The sequence below is a fragment of the Janthinobacterium sp. NKUCC08_JDC genome (assembly GCF_019345575.1).
GTDB lineage: Bacteria > Pseudomonadota > Gammaproteobacteria > Burkholderiales > Burkholderiaceae_D > Janthinobacterium > Janthinobacterium aestuarii.
On the sequence record NZ_JAHKQW010000002.1, the window covers coordinates 516041 to 534014 of the forward strand.

The 17974-nt window shown below is 65.2% G+C and carries 16 protein-coding genes; 6 read left to right on the plus strand and 10 right to left on the minus strand.

The annotated features are described in order from the left end of the window. Window positions 1–101 precede the first annotated feature (101 nt). Genes KO538_RS08325 through KO538_RS08335 form a run of 3 tightly spaced genes read right to left on the minus strand, consistent with a single transcriptional unit; the run spans window position 102 to window position 2281 of the window. Window positions 102–461: a hypothetical protein gene (locus KO538_RS08325; protein ID WP_200872972.1), complete on the minus strand. Its 360-nt coding sequence runs from the start codon at window positions 459–461 to the stop codon at window positions 102–104. Then, window positions 454–1047 (minus strand): SMI1/KNR4 family protein, encoded by a 594-nt coding sequence (locus KO538_RS08330; protein WP_034746200.1) that lies wholly within the window; start codon window positions 1045–1047, stop codon window positions 454–456. Before KO538_RS08330 ends, KO538_RS08325 begins: the two co-directional genes overlap by 8 nt. A gap of 40 nt (window positions 1048–1087) precedes the next feature. Next, entirely contained in the window at window positions 1088–2281 is a 1194-nt protein-coding gene (locus KO538_RS08335; protein WP_219328012.1) for an MFS transporter, read from the minus strand. A gap of 120 nt (window positions 2282–2401) precedes the next feature. Between KO538_RS08335 and KO538_RS08340 the strand changes: the two genes are divergently transcribed. Further along, window positions 2402–2923 carry a MarR family winged helix-turn-helix transcriptional regulator gene (locus KO538_RS08340; RefSeq protein WP_219328013.1) on the plus strand — a complete coding sequence of 174 codons (522 nt, stop codon included), beginning with the start codon at window positions 2402–2404 and terminating at the stop codon, window positions 2921–2923. On the opposite strand, the gene KO538_RS08345 is transcribed toward KO538_RS08340, so the two are convergent. Continuing rightward, on the minus strand, window positions 2920–3525 hold the full coding sequence (locus tag KO538_RS08345) for a hypothetical protein (RefSeq protein WP_219328014.1): 606 nt from the start codon (window positions 3523–3525) through the stop codon (window positions 2920–2922). The genes KO538_RS08340 and KO538_RS08345 overlap by 4 nt on opposite strands. Before the next feature lie 89 nt (window positions 3526–3614). On the opposite strand from KO538_RS08345, the gene thiL reads away from it, so the two are divergent. Beyond that, a complete protein-coding gene (thiL, locus tag KO538_RS08350; protein ID WP_219328015.1) occupies window positions 3615–4595 on the plus strand; it encodes a thiamine-phosphate kinase in 981 nt (326 codons plus the stop codon). A gap of 1 nt (window position 4596) precedes the next feature. Here the strand turns inward: thiL and KO538_RS08355 are convergent, their stop codons facing one another. From KO538_RS08355 to KO538_RS08365, 3 genes are read right to left on the minus strand one after another with little or no spacing between them, the layout of a single operon-like run. Then, window positions 4597–7185, minus strand: coding sequence for an EAL domain-containing protein (locus KO538_RS08355; protein WP_219328016.1), 2589 nt, complete (start codon window positions 7183–7185; stop codon window positions 4597–4599). Further along, on the minus strand, window positions 7182–9212 hold the full coding sequence (locus tag KO538_RS08360) for an ATP-binding protein (RefSeq protein WP_219328017.1): 2031 nt from the start codon (window positions 9210–9212) through the stop codon (window positions 7182–7184). Before KO538_RS08360 ends, KO538_RS08355 begins: the two co-directional genes overlap by 4 nt. Then, window positions 9213–9830, minus strand: coding sequence for a YfiR family protein (locus KO538_RS08365; RefSeq protein WP_161781465.1), 618 nt, complete (start codon window positions 9828–9830; stop codon window positions 9213–9215). It lies immediately after the preceding gene. A 223-nt stretch (window positions 9831–10053) separates the two neighbouring features. Between KO538_RS08365 and KO538_RS08370 the strand changes: the two genes are divergently transcribed. Next, window positions 10054–10536, plus strand: coding sequence for a CinA family protein (locus KO538_RS08370; RefSeq protein ID WP_219328018.1), 483 nt, complete (start codon window positions 10054–10056; stop codon window positions 10534–10536). On the opposite strand, the gene KO538_RS08375 is transcribed toward KO538_RS08370, so the two are convergent. Beyond that, the gene (locus KO538_RS08375; protein ID WP_374106836.1) at window positions 10526–12334 is read right to left on the minus strand and encodes a diguanylate cyclase; all 1809 of its coding nucleotides are present in this window, start codon (window positions 12332–12334) and stop codon (window positions 10526–10528) included. The two genes, KO538_RS08370 and KO538_RS08375, sit on opposite strands and share 11 nt — an antisense overlap. 155 nt (window positions 12335–12489) lie before the next feature. Here KO538_RS08375 and KO538_RS08380 point away from each other — a divergent pair, with 155 nt between their 5' ends. The 3 genes from KO538_RS08380 to KO538_RS08390 all read left to right on the plus strand — a co-directional run bounded on the left by KO538_RS08380 (window position 12490) and on the right by KO538_RS08390 (window position 16470). Next, window positions 12490–13218, plus strand: coding sequence for a hypothetical protein (locus KO538_RS08380; RefSeq protein ID WP_034746168.1), 729 nt, complete (start codon window positions 12490–12492; stop codon window positions 13216–13218). Next, window positions 13219–13560, plus strand: a complete 342-nt coding sequence (locus tag KO538_RS08385) for a hypothetical protein (RefSeq protein WP_219328019.1) — start codon at window positions 13219–13221, stop codon at window positions 13558–13560. Window positions 13561–13650: 90 nt separating this feature from the next. Next, a complete protein-coding gene (locus tag KO538_RS08390; RefSeq protein WP_219328020.1) occupies window positions 13651–16470 on the plus strand; it encodes a pitrilysin family protein in 2820 nt (939 codons plus the stop codon). 6 nt (window positions 16471–16476) lie between these two features. Here KO538_RS08390 and KO538_RS08395 read toward each other — a convergent pair whose 3' ends face one another. Continuing rightward, window positions 16477–16878 carry a DUF2809 domain-containing protein gene (locus tag KO538_RS08395; protein ID WP_070301074.1) on the minus strand — a complete coding sequence of 134 codons (402 nt, stop codon included), beginning with the start codon at window positions 16876–16878 and terminating at the stop codon, window positions 16477–16479. Window positions 16879–16978: 100 nt separating this feature from the next. Continuing rightward, complete coding sequence (locus KO538_RS08400; RefSeq protein WP_219328021.1) at window positions 16979–17884, minus strand: LysR family transcriptional regulator; 906 nt, start codon at window positions 17882–17884, stop codon at window positions 16979–16981. Between the last annotated feature and the right edge of the window lie 90 nt (window positions 17885–17974).

Below are 17974 nucleotides of genomic sequence, written 5' to 3' on the forward strand. Positions count from 1 at the left end.
TCTGATATCACGAAAACGCATAACCTAGCATTGTAAGGCCGTCCGGCGGCACAAACGTCCTCAACAGGAAAAACTATCAAATTTTAGATTTCAATTAGTTTTTATGATCGCTGACCGGGAGCACGCCACAGCGGCAGCGCGGCGACGGCGCGCTCGATATCGTCCATCTCGTCGTCCCCGAGAGTGGTGTCGAATGGGGCGGACAGGATGCGGCGCATCAGCGCCAGGCGCGTCGTCGCCTGCTGCACGTCGATGAAGCGCGTCGTCTCGGCGCAATACTGCGCACGGCGCTGGGCATCGGCGCCGTCATCGTCGCCGTCGGGATAATAATGGCGGCCGATGTTATTGAGCGACATTAACAAAAATTCGATCTCGCGCAGGATGCGCAGCGCATCCTCGCCGGACAGCACGATGCGGCGGTTGGCGGGCTGCAGGGATGGCGGCGTGGCGCAACTATTCAAAATAGTCCTCGATCAGGAATGCATAGCCGCCATCGATCAGCATTTGCAGATAAGCGTCGAAGCTGTCGGCGATGACCTGGTAATTGTCGGGGTCATGCAGGAAGCGCACGACCTGTCCGACCTTGCCCGACGCCGCGGGCGTGAAATCGATATACAGCCGCGAGGAGCCGCCATTGTTCATGCAATGCGAAAAACACAGGCGCTGGCCTTGCTGGATACCGGCGTCGATGCGGGCGTCGACGATGCCGGGATCTTCCTCCAGGTAATGGCCATAGATATCGGCGATGCTGCGCTGGTTCGCTTGCCCGTCCTGCAGGATCTGCTCGACGGAACTCAGGTAATACGGATACTCAAACACGTCCGAGCCCAGCATGTACACCAGCACCATGCCGCCCGCGTACTCCTGATAATAGGTGCCGTTGTACTGGCCCAGCAAGCGCAGCAGGCTGTCCGGGCACAGCGGATACGCGTGGCGCAAGCTGGCCAGTTGTGCCGCGCTGGCGCCGCTGGCCAGCGCCAGCTCCGCCAGCGGCTCCGGTGGCAAGGCCTGGCGCAATCCTGCCAAATAGTGGTCGACGATGTGCATGGGCGAAATATATCAGCTGCCGGCGCACGGCACGCGCACCTTAGCGGGCATTGGCCAGCCGCGCCCCGGGCGCGAAGCGCACGGCGATCAGCAGCAGCACCACGACGCCGGCCGCCATCACCATCCACGCCTGGGCCAGGCTGGACGAGTGCTGGCGTATCAGGCCGGCGATGAACGGCATGCTGCTGGCGATGATGTAGCCGCCGCCCTGCACGAAACCGAGCAGTGCGCCGGCGCCGGCCGGCTCAACCACGTGGTCCATGCTGACGATCAGCGACAAGGGGAACAAAGCGCCGATGCCGCAGCCCAGCAATATCACGGCGGGCAACGCCAGTTGCGCGGGCGCCACAATCAGGCAGGCCAGGCCGCCCAGCACGGCCAGCAGGACGGCCAGCAACAGGATGCGGCGGTCGGGGAAACGGTGGATGACGCTGGAAATCACCAGTCCCGCCAGCACTTCCACCAAAGTCAGGCCACCGAGCAGCAAGCCGCTGTCGGCCGCGCTCCAGCCCAGCTCCGTGTAAAACGGCGGCAGCCAGGCCAGCACCAGGGTGTAGGCGCCCGTGCCGATGCCAAAGAACACCATCAGCAGCCAGGCGCGGCCACTGCCCACGGGCAGGCTGGCGCCCGCGCCGCCGGACACCTCCACGCGCGCGGCCGATGCGCGGCGCCACAGCAGCGCGGCGGCCACGGCCGGCAGCGCCCACAGGGCCAGCAGCGCCTGCCAGCCCAGCGATTGCGCCAACGGTGAAGCGGACGCGGCGGCAATAGCGGCGCCGCCCATGATGCCCGTCGTATAAAAGCCCATCAGCTGGCCTGCCCGCTCGGGGAAATGGCGCTTGATGAAGGCGGGCAGCAAGGCTTGCACCAGCGCGATGCCCAGGCCGCCCAGGGCCGCCGTAGCGATCAGGCCGCCGCTGCCATGCAAGGGCCAGCGCAGCGCGCAGGCGGCAGCGATGATGGCGATGCCCAGCGAGATGCCGCGCGCCACGCCCAGCCGGCGCTGCAGCTGCGCGCCCGCCAGCGCGCACAGGCCCATGGCGAACACGGGCACGGTGGTCAGCAAGCCCGCATCGGCATTGCTGAGGCCCGTGCCGGCCTGGATGCTGTCGAGCAAGGGGCCGATGGCGGCCAGGATGGGCCGCAGGTTCAAGCCCAGCAGGATGATGGCAGCCACCAGCAGGGCCGAAGAAGCTGAAGCAGAAAGGGATGCGGCAGGTCGGGCGGAAGGCATGGGATAGTCCTTGCCTCGCTGGGAGGCACATGGTTTAATGCGTCATCAAATATGACTCGATGAAAAGTATCTTAACATAAAGATAGAAATCTATCTTGAGGTCAAGATAAATGGATGCCCATGACAACTACCCCGCAAGAACACACGCGCGCGCAATTTGCCGCCGCACAATGGCAGCGCGAGCTGCCGCAGATGGACACGCGCGCCATGCAGCTGGTAGGCCAGCTGGGCACGGTGGCGCAACTGATGGCGCGCGACTGGCTCAATCCGCTGTTCGCCGAACACGGCTTGCAGCCGGGCGAATTCGACGTGCTGGCGACCTTGCGCCGCTCGGGCGCGCCCTACAGCCTGACGCCGACGGCCCTGTACGAGGCGGCCATGCTGTCTTCGGGCGGCATGACCAACCGCATCGACCGGCTGGAAGCGGCCGGCTGGATCGAGCGACAGAAGCACCCGACGGACCGGCGCGGCGTGCTGGTGGCCCTGACACAAAAGGGATTGGAATTGATAGAAAAGCTGGTGCTGCTGCACGTGGAGAACGAGCGCGCCATGCTGTCGGCGCTCAGCGCGGACGAGCAGCGCCAGCTCGACCAGTTGCTGGCCAAGCTGCTGCACGGCATGGCGCAGGCGAAGAAAGCTTAGGCGAGCAGACTCGCCAGTTCGCGCAGCGCCGCATTGCCGCGCCGGGCCAGGCGCCGCAGTTCGGCAGGGTCGCGGCTGCCGTAGATGGCCTGGACATGGCGCGCGCTGGCCGCGCGCAAGTCGATATCGCTGTCGCGGTCCGGAAGCTGGGCATCGGCCACATGTCCCTCGACCAGGGTCAGGTAGTAATGGCGCGGCTTGCCACGCAAGTTGGCGCAAAACTGCAGCACCAGGCCATTCTCGAACAGCAGGGCGCCGCTGCGGCCACCTTGTTCCAGCAGCACGCGACACGTCGGCAAAGGCTGCCGCGCCGCGCGCAGAAAACCGGCCAGATGCACCTGATAACCGAGTTCCAGGCCATTCGCACCCAACTGGCCGCGCTGCAGATACACCTTGAACGACGCCGGCACGGGCCGGCCGGCGCGGCGGAACAGGCGCGCATCTTCGTACAGGCACAGCTGGCCGCCGTCGCTGATGGCGTCGAAGCCGCGCGCCGCCAGCTCCTGCGCTTCGAAGGTGCGCAAGCCGACGGCTTGCGGGTCGCGCAGCCAGCCGTGGTCGAGCCAGGATTGCAGTAAGACGTGAATATCGGGGAGGGGCATGGCAAGCTGTTCGGCAGTGGCAAAGGCGCCTATTGTATGCCAGCCTATAATAGCCGGGCCACACCCTCACTCAACGAACTGACCACGCCATGGCCCCACACGACGCGCTTTCCGAATTCGACCTGATCAAACAATATTTCGTGCGCCAGCGCCCCGGCCGCGCCACCCTGGGCATCGGCGACGATTGCGCGCTGATCACGCCCGGCGCGGGCAAGCAGATCGCCATCTCGTCGGACATGCTGGTCGAGGACCGGCACTTCTTTGCCGGCGCCGACGCCCGCATGCTCGGCCACAAAAGCCTGGCCGTGAATTTGTCCGACCTGGCCGCCATGGGCGCGCGCCCCGTGGCATTTACCCTGGCCCTGGCCCTGCCGCAAGCGGAGCGCAACTGGCTGGCCGGCTTTGCCGACGGCCTGTTTGCGCTGGCCGACGCGTTTAATTGCGAACTCATCGGCGGCGACACCACCAAGGGCCCTTTGAATATCTGCATCACCGTGTTCGGCGAACTGGCGCCGGGCCAGGCCCTGCGCCGCAGCGCGGCCGTGGCGGGCGACGACATCTGGGTCAGCGGCACCTTGGGCGACGCGCGCCTGGCCTTGGCCGGCTACCGCAAGGAACAGGCATTGTCGCCAGCCGACCTGGCCATGGCAGGCGCGCGCATGCACACGCCGACGCCGCGCGTGGCGCTCGGCTGCGCGCTGGCCGAAGCGGGCCTCGCGCATGCGGCCATCGACATCTCGGACGGTCTGGTGGGAGACCTCGGTCACATCTTGAAAGCGTCGCAGGTGGGCGCCACGCTCGACGTCGACGCCCTGCCTGCCGGCCCGATACTGGCGCAGCAAGCGACCGACCTGCGCCGCCGCCACACGGCCGCCGGCGGCGACGATTATGAATTGTGCTTCACGGCGCCCGCTTCCTCGCGCGACGCCATCGCCGCCCTGGCGGCCAGCTGCGCCACACCAGCCACGCGCGTGGGCAGCATCGAGGCCAAAGCGGGCTTGCGGCTGGTGGATGCGGCAGGGCAGCCGCTCGATCTGCAGCTGTCTTCCTTCGACCACTTCACCGATTGAGCTAGCGCACCGCCACCCGCGCCAGCCCCGGCTGGTTCACCATCCAGTAGTGCTGGAAGGCCAGGCGGATGTTGTCGCGCAGCTGGGTGTCGTCCCACGGCTTCGTATAGAAACGGTAGATGGCGCCCCGGTTGATCGAGTCGAGCACGGCTTCGAGGCCCGTGTAGCCGGACAGGATGATGCGGATGGTTTCCGGGTACAGCTCCTTCACCTTGCTCAAAAACTCCGTGCCGCTCATGCTCGGCATGCGCTGGTCGCAGACGATCACGTGCACCCTGTGCAGGGCCAGCATTTCAAACCCTTCGGCCGGCGTGCTGGCCGTAAGGATCTGGTAGCCCTCGGGACGGAACAGGCGGTGCAGCGACGACAGCACGTTGACGTCGTCGTCGACGATGAGCAGCGTCTGCGCGGGCTGCGCGGCCGGGTCGTGGCCGGGCGGCAGACCGGCGCCGGCGACGATCATCTGCCCCAGTTCCAGCGCCGGCAGGGCGCGGCTGAAATAGAAACCCTGGATCTCGTCGCAGCGGTTGCGCCGCAGGTATTCGAGCTGCGGACGCGATTCCACGCCCTCGGCCACGACGCTCAGTTTCAGGCTGTGCGCCATGCTGACGATGGCCAGCGCGATGGCCGCGTCGTTCGGGTTGCTGGTGATGTTGCGCACGAAGGCGATGTCGATCTTCAGCTTGTCGATGGGGAAGCGCTGCAGATACGCGAGGCTCGAATAACCGGTACCGAAATCGTCGATGGCCACCTTCACGCCGATTTTCTTCAGTTTGCCCAGCACGACGATGGTGCGCTCGGCGTTCGACATCAACGCCGTTTCCGTCAATTCCAGTTCCAGCAATTCCGGCGCCACGTTGTGATGCGCCAGCGCGCGCGTCACTTCGCCTTCCAGGTCGCCTTCGGCAAACTGGCGGCTCGACACGTTCACGGCCACGTGCACTGGCCCCACTTCGCTGTCGCGCCATTCGGCGATCTGGCGGCAGGCGGCCTGGATCACCCAGGCACCCACGCGCACGATCAACCCCGTGTCTTCCAGCACCGGCACGAATTCGGCGGGCGCCACCAGGCCGTAGCCGGGACGGCGCCAGCGCAGCAGCGCTTCCACGCCGCTGATGCGGCCCGTGCGCAAATCCACCTTGGGCTGGTAGTACAGGATGAATTGATCGTGTTCGAGCGCATGGCGCAGCGCCAGTTCCAGGTCCAGGCGCGCCAGCACCTGTACGTTCATGCCGGCCGTGAAAAAGCGGTAGCCGTCGCGGCCCGCCTGCTTGGCGCCGCCCATGGCCGTATTCGCATATTTGATCAGGGTTTCCGGGTCGGTGGCGTCGTCCGGATACATGGCGATGCCGATGCTGGCCGTCAGGGTGGCCGCGTGGCCGCGCAAGTCGAATGGCGCACGCAAGGCTTCGCGCACCTGGTTGGCCACGGCGACGGCTTCCTGCTGGTTGCGGCTCATGGTCAGTATCAGTGCGAATTCGTCGTTGCCCAATCGCCCCACCGTGTCGCGCAGGCGCACGCATTCGACAAGGCGGTTGCTGAACTGGCGCAGCAATTCGTCGCCCAGCGCCGCGCCCAGGGTGTCGTTGATGCTTTTAAAACGGTCGAGCGCGATGAACAGCACCACGATGCGCCAGCTTTTCTCTTGCGCCAGTTCCACGGCCTGGGCCAGGGTCTGGTAGAACAGGCTGCGGTTCGGCAGCCCCGTCAAGCCATCGTAATGGGCCAGGTGCTTGAGGCGCTCCTGCGCCTGGCGCCGCTCGCTGATGTCGCGCGCCACGGCGATCAGCAGCAGGCCGCCCGCGCCAGGGGTGCCAGAATAGCCGCCCGTCACGGGCGCTTGCGCATACCAGTGCCAGCCCAGTTCCACGGGGATCAGGCTCAGGTCGCGCCGCACCAGTTCGTACTCCGTCACTTCCGTGGCCAGATGGGCCGCGCCGCCCGGCAGCGCGGCCAGCGGCGGGGCCGGCGGCGATGGCAGCAAGGTGCCCGGCGCCAGCGCCAGCAGTTCGGTGCGCGCATAGCCAAGCAAACGGCAAGCGCCGTCGTTGACGTCGACCAGGGTCATGCCCAGCACGTCGACGAGGAAGATGGCGTCCGTGGTGGCATCCATGGCGCCGCGAAAGCGCTGCAGTTCGGCCGTGCGCTGGCCCACCGTGCGTTCGAGCAGGGTGTTGTAGTGGCGCGCGGCGCGGTGCAGCAGACGCACTTCGAGCATGTTGCGGATGCGCGTGAGCACCTCGAGCGCGTCGAAGGGCTTGCTGATGAAGTCGCGCGCGCCCGCTTCCAGCGCCGCCAACTTGGCGTCCGGGTCGGCGGCGATCACCAGCACGGGCAGGTAGCCTTCCAGCTCCAGCGGACGCAGGGCATCCATCACCTCGTAGCCGCTCATGCCGGGCATCACCAGGTCGAGGATGATCAGGTCGAACTGGTGGCGCTGGTGCAGGCCGGCCACCGCGCGCGCGTCGAGGGTGCTGGTGATGGCCGTGTAGCCGCCGCTTTGCAGCAAATGCTCGAGCAGGCGCAGATTGACTTCCTGGTCGTCGACGAGGAGAATTTTCGCCGCGTAGATATCGGCCTGGCTGATCATGGCGCGCCCGTTCCCTTCTGCCGGCGCTGCTGCGCCACATAGGCCAGGGTGCTGTTGATCGCCTCGGTAAATTCATCGAGGTTGATCGGCTTGGTCAGATAGCGGTAGAACCCCAGCGCCATGCTGCGCTCGACGTCGCCCGGCATGGCGTTGGCCGTCAGGGCGATGACGGGAATGTGCGCCGTGCGCGGATCGGCGCGCAGCAGTTTCAGCGCGTCCGTGCCATTCACGTTCGGCAGATTGATGTCCATCAGGATCAGCTGCGGCAGGTGCGTGCGCGCCATTTCCACGCCCAGGCGGCCATCGGTGGCCGTCAACAGCTGCAATTGCGGGCAGTAGCGCACGATTTCCTCGACCAGGGTCAGGTTGGCGGGATTGTCTTCCACGTACAGCAAGGTCACGGGGGCGCTGTGATCGAGCAGCGCCCCGGCCAGGTCCGGCCGCGGCAAGGCGGGTGCCGCAGGCATGGGCAAGGCGTCGACCACGCGCAGCTCGATCCAGAAGGTGCTGCCCTCGCCGGGTGCGCTGGTCACGCCGATGCTGCCATCCATCAGCTCCACCAGGCGCTTGGTGACCACCAGGCCGATGCCGCTGCCTTCTTCCGTGCCGCCCTCCTGTCCCAGCCGGTTGAACGGCTGGAACAGCAGCGCCACCTGCTCGCCGTCGAGGCCCACGCCCGTATCGCGCACGCTGATGCGCACCCGGCCGGCCGCCTGCGGCGCGCAATCGATGGCCACCTGCCCCTGCTCGCGGTTGTACTTGAGCGCATTCGACAACAGGTTCAACAGGATTTGCTTGAGGCGCGTGCGGTCGGCCAGCACGTTCAGCGGACAGGCGTCGGGAAAGGTCATGCCGATGCCGCGCTGGCTGGCCAGCGGCGCGATCATGTCGCGGCATTCCTGCAAGATAGCGTCCAGGCCCACCGGTTCCAGCGACAGGCTGACCGTGCCCGATTCCACCTTGGCCAGGTCGAGGATTTCATTGATCAGTGTCAGCAGGTGGCGCCCCGATTTCAGGATATGCCCGGCGAACTCCTTCTTTTGTTCCAGGGTCGACGGCAGGCGGTCGGAACTGAGGATTTGCGCGAAGCCCAGGATGGCGTTGAGCGGCGTGCGCAATTCATGGCTCATCGACGACAAAAACGCCGACTTGGCGTAGTTGGCGCTGCGCGCCTCTTCCATCGCCATGGCCAGTTCGCCATTCGTCATTTCCAGTTGCATCGTGCGCTCGTGCACGCGCACTTCCAGTTCCTGGTTCAGGCGCATGACTTCCTGCTGCGCCTCGGTGCGCTGCTCGCCTTCGCGCGCCAGCTCGCCGTTCGAGCGCTCCAGCGCCTGCGTGCGCAGCTCGATCTCGGCCAGCATCTTGTTGAAGGAATCGACCAGCTGCGCCACTTCGTCGACGCTGAGCTTGCGCGCGCGGCGCGAATAATCGCCCGTCTCGATCACTTCGCGCGCCACGTCGGCGATGTCGAGGATCGGTTGCGTGATGACGAAATCGAGGCGGCGCAGCAGCAGCAAGGCCACCAGCAGCGCCAGCACCGTCACGCCCAGCGCGATGGCCAGGTAATCGGCCGTGCGGCCGGCCAGCTCGTAATCGGCGCGCAGATACACGGTGCCCAGCAGTTCGCCATTGTCGACGATGGGTTTGAACAATTCGACGGATTTGCCCGCGATGCTGACGCCTTCCTGGCCCGCCTTCGCCGGCAGTTCGCCCACGTGCTGATGCGCGCGGTAGCTGGCAAACAGGCTGCCGTCGGCCTTGTACAGGGCGCCGGCCGTCACGCGCGGACGGATGCGCATCAAATTGAGGTTTTCCAGCGCCAGGCGTTCGTCGTCGAAGGCCAGCGCGGCCGAACTCATATGCCCGAGCAGCTCGGCCTGGGTACTGATGTCGGCCACCAGGTTGCGGTGGTAGGCGCGCAAGTCGTAGACGACGATGGTGCCCAGCGAAATGACGAGCGCCACCAGGGTGGTCAGCAAGACCACCGACATCAGCTTGTGGCGGATGGAACGCAGTCTGATCATCTAGGCGCCCCCAGTCTGCACGCGGTAGGCGGCCAGCAGCATGCGCGCGCTGATGCGGATATGCGCCTGCGCCACGGGTTTCAAGGCCACATCGAAGCGGACCTTGTCTTCGGCCATCACAAAATTGATCATGCTGCCCATCGCGTAGACCTCATCCGAATCGGACACCGTCAGCAACGCCAGGCCACGGCTGGCGGCCAGCATTTCCTGCAGCGCCGTTTTCTCCAGCGCGCCCAGGTACAGCACGTGCAGCCCGGCCAGCGCTTCGCCGCGGCGTACTTTCTTCACCTGCACGGCACGGCCGTTGACGCTATGCCCGGCCACGCTCTGTTCAAGCTGCTCGGCCAGCGCATCGGCGCCCGCCACGCCGATCACCAGCGGCGAGTCGGGCCGGGCAAAGCTGCCGTCGGGCCATTCGACATAGCCGGCGAACTTGTACAGATACCCGGCCTTGACCTGGCGTTCCAGTTCCCCCGGCACCTGCGATCGCGCATCGGCGCACAGCACGCCCAAAAGCAGCAATAGCCAGCCCCAGCGCAGGGAACGGCAAGCGGCGCCGCGCGCGGGGCGGCGCAAGGGGCCAGGATGACGCCACCAGGTCCAGTTCAGAATTGCCATGACAACCGAGTAAAGATAATGCATACGAAGGCGCGGCACCATGCCGCTTGCCTGTTCGAGCGATGCGCACCTGGGTGGCGCAGCGACAGAGCGCCTGCCGGCCCGAAGTGGTAGCAAATGTATAAAAGAGTGTACGCATTTTCGCTGGTACCGGGGAAAGTTTCTTTTGCCGTCGGCCATGCTACAGTCTTGCCACCATTTTCACCGCATGCAGGAGTCATCCATGAGCAACGAACTCGTCCCCCTCTCCACCGCGCTCGGCCTGGCCTTGCAGGCGAAAGGCCTGCTGCTGGCCACGGCCGAATCGTGCACGGGCGGCGGCGTGGCGCAGGCCGTCACCGATATCCCGGGCTCGAGCGCCTGGTTCGAACGGGGTTTCGTTACGTACTCCAACGGGGCCAAGAGCGGCATGCTGGGCGTGCCTGCCGAACTGATCGCCGCACACGGCGCCGTCAGCGAAGAAGTGGCCGCCGCCATGGCGCAAGGCACCCTGGCCCACAGCGCAGCCCACGTGGCGGTCTCGACCACGGGCATCGCCGGCCCCACGGGCGGCGTGCCGGGCAAGCCCGTCGGCACCGTCTGCTTCGGCTGGGCCATGGACGGGCGCGTGCAGACGCAGCGGCTGGTGTTCGCGGGCGACCGCCAGGCCGTGCGCGAGCAGGCCGTGGCGCACGCGCTGCGCGAACTGCTGCGCTTTATCCAGTAGCGTCGGCGATGCAGGCGCGGTCGCGGCCCGCCTGCTTGGCCGCATACAGCGCGCTGTCGGCGCGCATCAGCAATTCGTGGCGGCCGGCGCCGTGGCGCGGATATTCGGCGATGCCGGCCGAAAAGGTGCAGCCCGTCAAGCTGTGCGGCGCCTGCTGGATCAGCAACTGGCGGTAGCGCGCGGCGATATCGTCGATCTTGTGCGCCGCGATGAGGCTGTCGGCTTCGCGCAACAGCAGGCAAAATTCCTCGCCGCCATAGCGGCAGACCATATCGGTGCCGCGCAGCTGGCCTTCCACCAGGCGCGCGAACTGGATCAGCACTTCGTCGCCAAAGTTGTGCCCGTAGGTATCGTTGACGCGCTTGAAAAAGTCCAGGTCGATGATGGCGATGGCCACGGGCGCATCCGCGTCGGCCTCGTGCAGGATGGCATTGAGGCAGGTTTCAAAATGGCGGCGGTTGTACAGGCCCGTCAGGTGGTCGCGCATGGCCTGTTCCTTCAGGCTGTCCTGCAGGGAATTGACGTGCAGGATTTGGTGCGCCAGTTCGCGGTTCAGGTGTTCGAGCTTGACGTTTTCCGATTCGCGCGCGGCCTGCAGTTCCAGCGCCTTGTCGCGCTCGGCTTTCAGGCTGTGCATTTCCTTTTCCAGATTGCGCATCAGGCTGCGCGACGCGCGCGCCGACTTGCTGCTGGCCTCGTAGGCGGCCTGGTATTGCTGCAGGAAACCATACGCCGCCTGCCATTCGCCCAGCTGGGCATTGATGTCGGACAAGCCGCGCAGGATCTGCTGCTGGTGGAATGGATTGCGCGTCCAGCTCAGCAGGCTGTGCGCCTGCGTCAGCGACGCCAGCGCCTGCGCCGTCTGGCCCGCGTGCAAGTCGAGCTTGCCGCGCACCAGCCACGCATGCATCTGCTCTTCCAGGTCCTGACCCCGGCGCGCGTACTCTTCGGCCCGCAACAGCAATTGCAGGGCACTGTCGGGCTGGCGCAGCAGGATCGCGGCGTGGGCGGCAATGCAGAAAAGAAAGGCGCGCACGGCCAGGTCTTCTTCCGGCCACTCGTAAAACGGTTCCACCAGCGCCAGCGCCTCGGCCGGCTTACCAGTGGCCAATAAACACATGGCCAGGTTGGCCGACACGATGGTTTGCTGGTATTTGAGCTTTTGCGTGCCGATGATCTCGAGCGCCTCGACCAGCAGGGGAATCGCGTCTTCATCGTTGCCCAGGTCATGCTGCGACGACGCCAGGTTCGACAGGCTGTTGACCCGGTGCGCGGGGCTGCCGAAGCGCTCGGCGATGTCGAGCGCCAGCAGGAAATTGCGCGGGCCGTCCTGCGTGTCGCCACGGTTCAGGGCATCGACGCCCAGGCGCGCGTACAGCATGAATTTGTGCAGCGAGTCGGGTATCTGCGCGGCCTGGCTGCGCGCCTGCAGGAAATGCTGCTCGGCATCGGCAAAATCGCCGCGCCGGCTCGCATACGCGCCCTGCAGGGCAGCCACTTCCATGCCCCCCTCCAGATCGCCGCTGTGCTGGAAATACGCGCCCAGGCGCTCGCATGACGGTTCGGCCTCGCCCGCGTAATACGCAAGCCAGCAATGATTAAGTTCCGCATACGCACCGCCGCGCGCATACTGTTGCCGTTGCGCCGCCGCCAGCGCCATCTGCGCCAGCCGGCGCGCCTGGCGGCGGTTGCCGACCAGGCAAGACAGGGCTTGCTGATTCAGACGGTCAATGTCGGCTTTATCGAGACTGGAGATCGGCACTGCGTCCTCGTTCACACTCTTGGGTGGATTTTTCACACAAAACTTGCTCTACATCAATGGTATCCTGATTAACATCATAACCAGATTCGCTGTTCCGCATGGCATATTTGCAAAGGATTGTGGTAAAAATGCCAGTCGCCGCTGTCACGGATCTTTGATTGTCACTGACGCAACAACTTGGAGTAGTCGCAATGCAAAACACGGTACATTTCATCCTGCAGGGCAAGGGCGGCATCGGCAAGACCCTCGTCTCGACCCTGCTGGCCCAGTGGATAGGCGGCAAGGACGACACGCCTTTGCGCTGCTATGACACCGATCAGGAAAACGCCACGTTCTCGCGCTACAAGGCGATGAACGTCAAGCACGTGCCCGTGATGACGGATGCGCGCAACATCGACCCGAAACGCTTCGACGCGCTGATGATCGACATTCTCGACACGGACGGCAACTGCGTGATCGACAATGGCGCGAACACATTTTCGCCGCTGATGGGCTACTTGCTGGAGAACGACTGTTTTTCGCTGCTGGAAGAATCGGGCCGCAAGGTGTACATCCACACCATCGTCGGCGGCGGCGATACCTTGCACGACACGGCCACGGGCTTTGTCGCGACAGCCCAATCGACGAAGGTGCCGTTGGTGCTGTGGCAAAACGAACACTTCGGCCTGCTGCAATCGGCGTCCGGCAAGCAGTTCGTCGAATCGCAGTCGTACAGCGACAACCGCGCGCGCGTGAAAGGCAGCATCACCTTGAGCCAGCGCAATCCCGACACCTTTGGCGCGGACGTCAAGAAAATGAACACGGCGCGCCTGACGATGCAGGAAGTGCTGCAGAACGACAAGTTCAACATCATGGAAAAGCAGCGCATCAAGGTCGTCTACCGCGACATCTTCGAACAGCTCGACAAGGTGCAGTGGTAGATGGACCAGCACAAACTGCGCAGCCACGTGTTCGACAAGACGGGCATCAAGGTCGACGTCGATGACCCGATATTCGCCCTCGTGGCGCTGAACGAAGCCGTGCTGGCGGAAACCGTCGAGCGCCAGCTGGCCCTGCTCGACGCCGCCACGCAGGCGTTGGCGGCCCAGGCGCGCGCGGCGGGCGGCTTGCCTGCGGCCGTGCCCCAGGCTGCGCCGCAAGCGCCCCTGTCCGCCGCTTGGTTTTCTCCGCGCGAATGGCGCTTGCTGGGCGCGGCTGCCATCGTCTCCATCGCCAGCGCGCTGCTGGTGCTCGGCGGCGCGGCCCTGCTGTATAAACTGTAGCACCGGCCGTAGTAACGACCGTAGCACCGTCGCGCTGCGCCAGCCACGAGCGAGCCGCAGCGTCTTCTCCACCCATCCCTGGAAGCATGCATGAAACCGATCAAACTGCTGGCCATTCCCGCCCTGCTGCTGTCGCTGTACGGCGCCCCGCTCACCCTCGCCCATGCCGCCGATGCGGCCGTCACGACAGGGGCGACGTCCGTGCCCCATATCGCCTACGAGAAATACACTTTGCCGAACGGCCTCGACGTGATTCTCGTGGAAGACCATAAATTGCCCGTCACGGCCGTCAACATCTGGTACCACGTGGGACCGGCGAATGAAGCGCCGGGCCTGACGGGCTTTGCGCATTTGTTCGAGCACATGATGTTTGCCGCCACCAAGCACGTGCCGCGCGGCATGGCCGACCAGTTGCTCGAAGGCGCGGGCGCCACCGATTCCAACGGCAGCACGGATTTCGACCGCACCAATTATTTCGACACGGTGCCGTCGAACCAGCTGGAACTGGCCCTGTGGACGCATTCCGACCGCATGGGCTATCTGCTCGACGTGCTCGATCAGACGGCGCTGACGAACCAGCAGGACGTCGTGCGCAACGAGCGCCGCCAAAGCGTGGAGAATGCGCCGTACGGCATCGTGCAGGAAGCGCTGTACCACCAGCTGTTTCCCAAGACCCACCCGTATTACGCCAGCGTCATCGGTTCGCACGCGGACATCCAGAACGCGAAGCTGGCCGACATAAAGGATTTCTTCAGCAAATACTATGGGCCCAACAATGCCAGCCTCGTGATCGCGGGCGACATCGACAAGGCGAAGACCAAGGAACTGGTCAATAAATACTTCGGCAGCTTCAAGAGCGGCCCGGCCGTGCCGAAACCGAATGTCGTGACGCCGCCCATCACGCAGGAACGCCGCATCGTGGTACAGGACCGGGTCGAGTTGCCGCGCGTCTTCATGGCCTGGCTGACGCCGTCCGCCTACACCAGGGACGACGCGGAACTGTCGATGGCCGCGCACATCCTGGCCGGCGGCAAGTCCAGCCGTTTATATAAATCCCTCGTGTACGACAAGCAGATTGCGCAGGACGTGGGCGCCAGCCAGGGCTCGAACGCTCTCACGTCGATTTTCACCATCGACGCGACGGCGCGCCCGGGCCGCAAGCCCGAGGAAATCGAGCAAGCCTTGCAGGCGGAGCTGGAACAATTGCGCGCCAAGGGCCCGACCGAGAAGGAACTGGAACGCGCGCGCAACAGCATCGAGACGAGCATGCTGAGCCAGGTGGAAAAAATGGGCGGCCACGGCGTGGCCAACTTGCTCAACGAATACAACCAGTACGTGGGCGACCCCGGCTACCTGGCCAAGGATATCGAACGCTACCGCCAGGTGACGGCGGCCGGCGTGCAGCGCGCCGTCGACCAGTACCTGAAAAACCAGTCGCGCGTGGTGGTCTATGGCGTGCCCGGCACGCCGGACCTGGGCGCGGAAGTGCCGACGCCGGCGCCGGGCAAGGTCAAGCCTGCGCCAGGCACTGCCATCAATGCGGACGAGCCCTGGCGCAATGCCGTGCCGAAGGCCGGTCCCGCACCGAAGATTGTTTTACCGCAAGGAAAATCGTTCACCCTGGCGAACGGCCTGACCGTGATCCACCACTACAACGGGGCCGTGCCGCTCGTGTCCAGCCAGCTCGTGGTGAAAAGCGGCTCGGGCGCCAATCCGCTGGCGCAGCCGGGCTTGTCGAGCTTTACGGCGCAATTGCTGCAGGAAGGCACGGCCACGCGCAGCGCGCCACAGATCGCCGACGACGTGGCGCAGCTGGGCGCGCTGCTCAATACCGGCTCCGGCGTGGACGCGTCGTTCGCCCAGCTGACGTCGCTCAAAGCCACGTTCCCGCAAGCGCTCGACGTGCTGGCCGACGTGGTGCTGCATCCGCAATTCCCCCAGGAAGAAGTCGAGCGCCAGCGCGCCAGCCGCATCGGCGAACTGGCGCAGCAGCGCGAAAACGCGGGCGCGGTGGCGGCCCGCGTGGAGGCGGCGGCCCTGTATGGCCCGCAGCATCCATATGGCTACATCCAGCTGGGCACGGAAGCGGCGTTGAAAGCGGCCAGCCGCGCCGACTTGCAAGGTTTCTGGCAGCAGCATTACCTCCCGAACAATGCGGCGCTGATCGTTTCGGGCGATATCGGCGAGGCGGAATTGAAAGCGCTGGCCGAAGCGAAGTTCGGCAGCTGGAAGGCAGGCACGGTGGCGCCGTCCGTGGCCGCCGCACCGCAGACCACAAAGGCAAAATTGATCCTGGTCGACAAGCCGGGCGCGCCACAAACGGCCGTGCGTCTGTCGACCATCGCCGTGCCGCGCGCCACGCCTGATTACGCACCGCTGCAAGTGATGAACGCGGCGCTGGGCGGCTTGTTTACCAGCCGCCTGAACACCAACTTGCGCGAAGAAAAGGGCTACACCTATGGCGTGCGTTCGCAATTCCAGTACCGCAATCAGCCTGGACCGTTCTCGATTGCCGCCAGCGTGCGCACCGATGTGACGGGCCCGGCCGTATCGGAAACCGTCAGGGAAATCCGCGCCATGATCGCCAAGCCCCTGAGCGGAAAGGAATTGGCGAATGCGCGCAACTCGCAAGTGCTGTCCTTACCCGGCCAGTTCGAGACGAATGCCAGCATCAGCGCCAGCATGGCCAACACGTATATCTACGGCCTGGGCCTCGACTATTACACGACCTTGCCGCAGCGCTTTGCCAGCGTGACGGACAAGCAGGTACAGCAGGTGGCGAAGAAATACCTGCAGCCGGAAAAGCTGATCGTCATCGGCGTGGGCGACAAGGCGAAGATCGCTCCGCAATTGTCGAAGCTGAAGCTGGCGCCCGTCGAATTGCGCGACGCGGAAGGTAACGTCAAGTAATCAGGATTAGCGGCGCTTGAACAGCGCCGCTTGATCCACCAGCGCCGCGATCGCCACGCCCGCCGTGTAGGCGATCAGGTCGACCCAGCCGAAGGCGGAACCCAGCACCAGGTGTCCCAGCGGATGCGCGCGCAACGCGACGATCCACGGCGCCTGGTATAGCTGGCCGAATTCCACGGCAAAGCAGATCAGCAAGGCCGTCAGCGCCAGCTGCCACGTGCGCATGCGCGTGGCGACAATGCCCAGCGCAAAGACGATCATCATGGCCCACAGGGCGTCGCCCGGATACTTGCCGAGCGCGGCAGGGACGAATTGGGGAAAGGCGCGCGAGGCCAGGCCCAGCGCGATGACAGCCACGGTTGCGCCCACCTGCAGCAGGCGGCGGCGTTCAGGTTTTACCAGGAACATATTTCCATTCAAAGGCACAATACGGGCCGAACCATTGCGGCCCGTCCGATATTGTACTGCGCGGCCGTGCCTGCCTGTAGCCTAATGCGCTTGGACAACCTCAGCCCAGCTCGACGTGCTGCGCCAGGAAATCGAGAAACACGCGCACGCGCAGCGGCACATGCCCGCCTTGCCCCACGAACACGGCATGCACTTCCTCGCTGTCGCCGGGGTTGCACTCTTCCAGCACGGCCTGCAGCCGGCCGGCCGCGATATCGGCGCGCACCTGGAAAGCGGCCAGGCGTGCCAGTCCCAGTCCCGCCAGCGCCAGTTGCCGCAAGGCTTCGCCATCGCTGGCCTGTGCATTGCCCGTGACCGGCACGACGACGTCACCCTCGGGCAGGCGCAGCGGCCAGCCCGAGCGGGCGCGCGCGTAATTGGCGTCGAGCAGATTGTGCGAGGCCAGATCGGTGGCCAGCTGCGGCGTGCGGCGCCGGGCCAGGTAGCCTGGCGATGCCACGATGACCATGCGCGTCTGGCCCAGCTTGCGCGCCAGCAGGCTGGAGCTTTTCAATGGCCCCGCCCGCACGGCCACGTCCGTACGCTGCTCGAGGATATCGACGACGGCGTCCGTGAGCACGATGTCGAGCGTCACCTCGGGATGGCGTTCGAGAAACAACGGCGCCAGCGGCAACAAGAAATGCTGGCCGAAGGGCACGTTCGCATTGACCTTGATTCTGCCGCGCGGCACATCCTGCACGCCGGCGCAGCGCTCGGCCTCGTCCAGCGCCGCCAGCACTTGCTGTCCCCGTTCGTACAGGCCGCAACCCTCGGCCGTCAGCCGCAGCTGGCGCGTGGAGCGGTTCAGCAGGCGCGCGCCCAGGCGCTCTTCGAGCCGCGAGACGAGCTTGCTGACGGCCGACGGCGTCATGCCGCAGGCGCGCGCGGCGGCGGAAAAACCGCCCAGCTCGACCACGCGCACGAACACTTCCAGCTCGCCGGAGCGGTTCACTTCCAGTCTGGCCATTGTGAATTCAACTCATAAATGTTCTTCGATGAGATAGTCTAGTACATAAATGGCTTTGCTTTCATCATGCGCACATTCCCCTTGATGAAG

Coding starts and splice junctions, on each gene's coding strand:
- KO538_RS08330 (WP_034746200.1), bottom strand. CDS start 1,047: ATGCACATCGTCGACCACTATTTGGCAGGATTGCGCCAGGCCTTGCCA.
- KO538_RS08335 (WP_219328012.1), bottom strand. CDS start 2,281: ATGCCTTCCGCCCGACCTGCCGCATCCCTTTCTGCTTCAGCTTCTTCG.
- KO538_RS08340 (WP_219328013.1), top strand. CDS start 2,402: ATGACAACTACCCCGCAAGAACACACGCGCGCGCAATTTGCCGCCGCA.
- KO538_RS08345 (WP_219328014.1), bottom strand. CDS start 3,525: ATGCCCCTCCCCGATATTCACGTCTTACTGCAATCCTGGCTCGACCAC.
- thiL (WP_219328015.1), top strand. CDS start 3,615: ATGGCCCCACACGACGCGCTTTCCGAATTCGACCTGATCAAACAATAT.
- KO538_RS08355 (WP_219328016.1), bottom strand. CDS start 7,185: ATGATCAGCCAGGCCGATATCTACGCGGCGAAAATTCTCCTCGTCGAC.
- KO538_RS08360 (WP_219328017.1), bottom strand. CDS start 9,212: ATGATCAGACTGCGTTCCATCCGCCACAAGCTGATGTCGGTGGTCTTG.
- KO538_RS08365 (WP_161781465.1), bottom strand. CDS start 9,830: ATGGCAATTCTGAACTGGACCTGGTGGCGTCATCCTGGCCCCTTGCGC.
- KO538_RS08370 (WP_219328018.1), top strand. CDS start 10,054: ATGAGCAACGAACTCGTCCCCCTCTCCACCGCGCTCGGCCTGGCCTTG.
- KO538_RS08380 (WP_034746168.1), top strand. CDS start 12,490: ATGCAAAACACGGTACATTTCATCCTGCAGGGCAAGGGCGGCATCGGC.
- KO538_RS08385 (WP_219328019.1), top strand. CDS start 13,219: ATGGACCAGCACAAACTGCGCAGCCACGTGTTCGACAAGACGGGCATC.
- KO538_RS08390 (WP_219328020.1), top strand. CDS start 13,651: ATGAAACCGATCAAACTGCTGGCCATTCCCGCCCTGCTGCTGTCGCTG.
- KO538_RS08395 (WP_070301074.1), bottom strand. CDS start 16,878: ATGTTCCTGGTAAAACCTGAACGCCGCCGCCTGCTGCAGGTGGGCGCA.
- KO538_RS08400 (WP_219328021.1), bottom strand. CDS start 17,884: ATGGCCAGACTGGAAGTGAACCGCTCCGGCGAGCTGGAAGTGTTCGTG.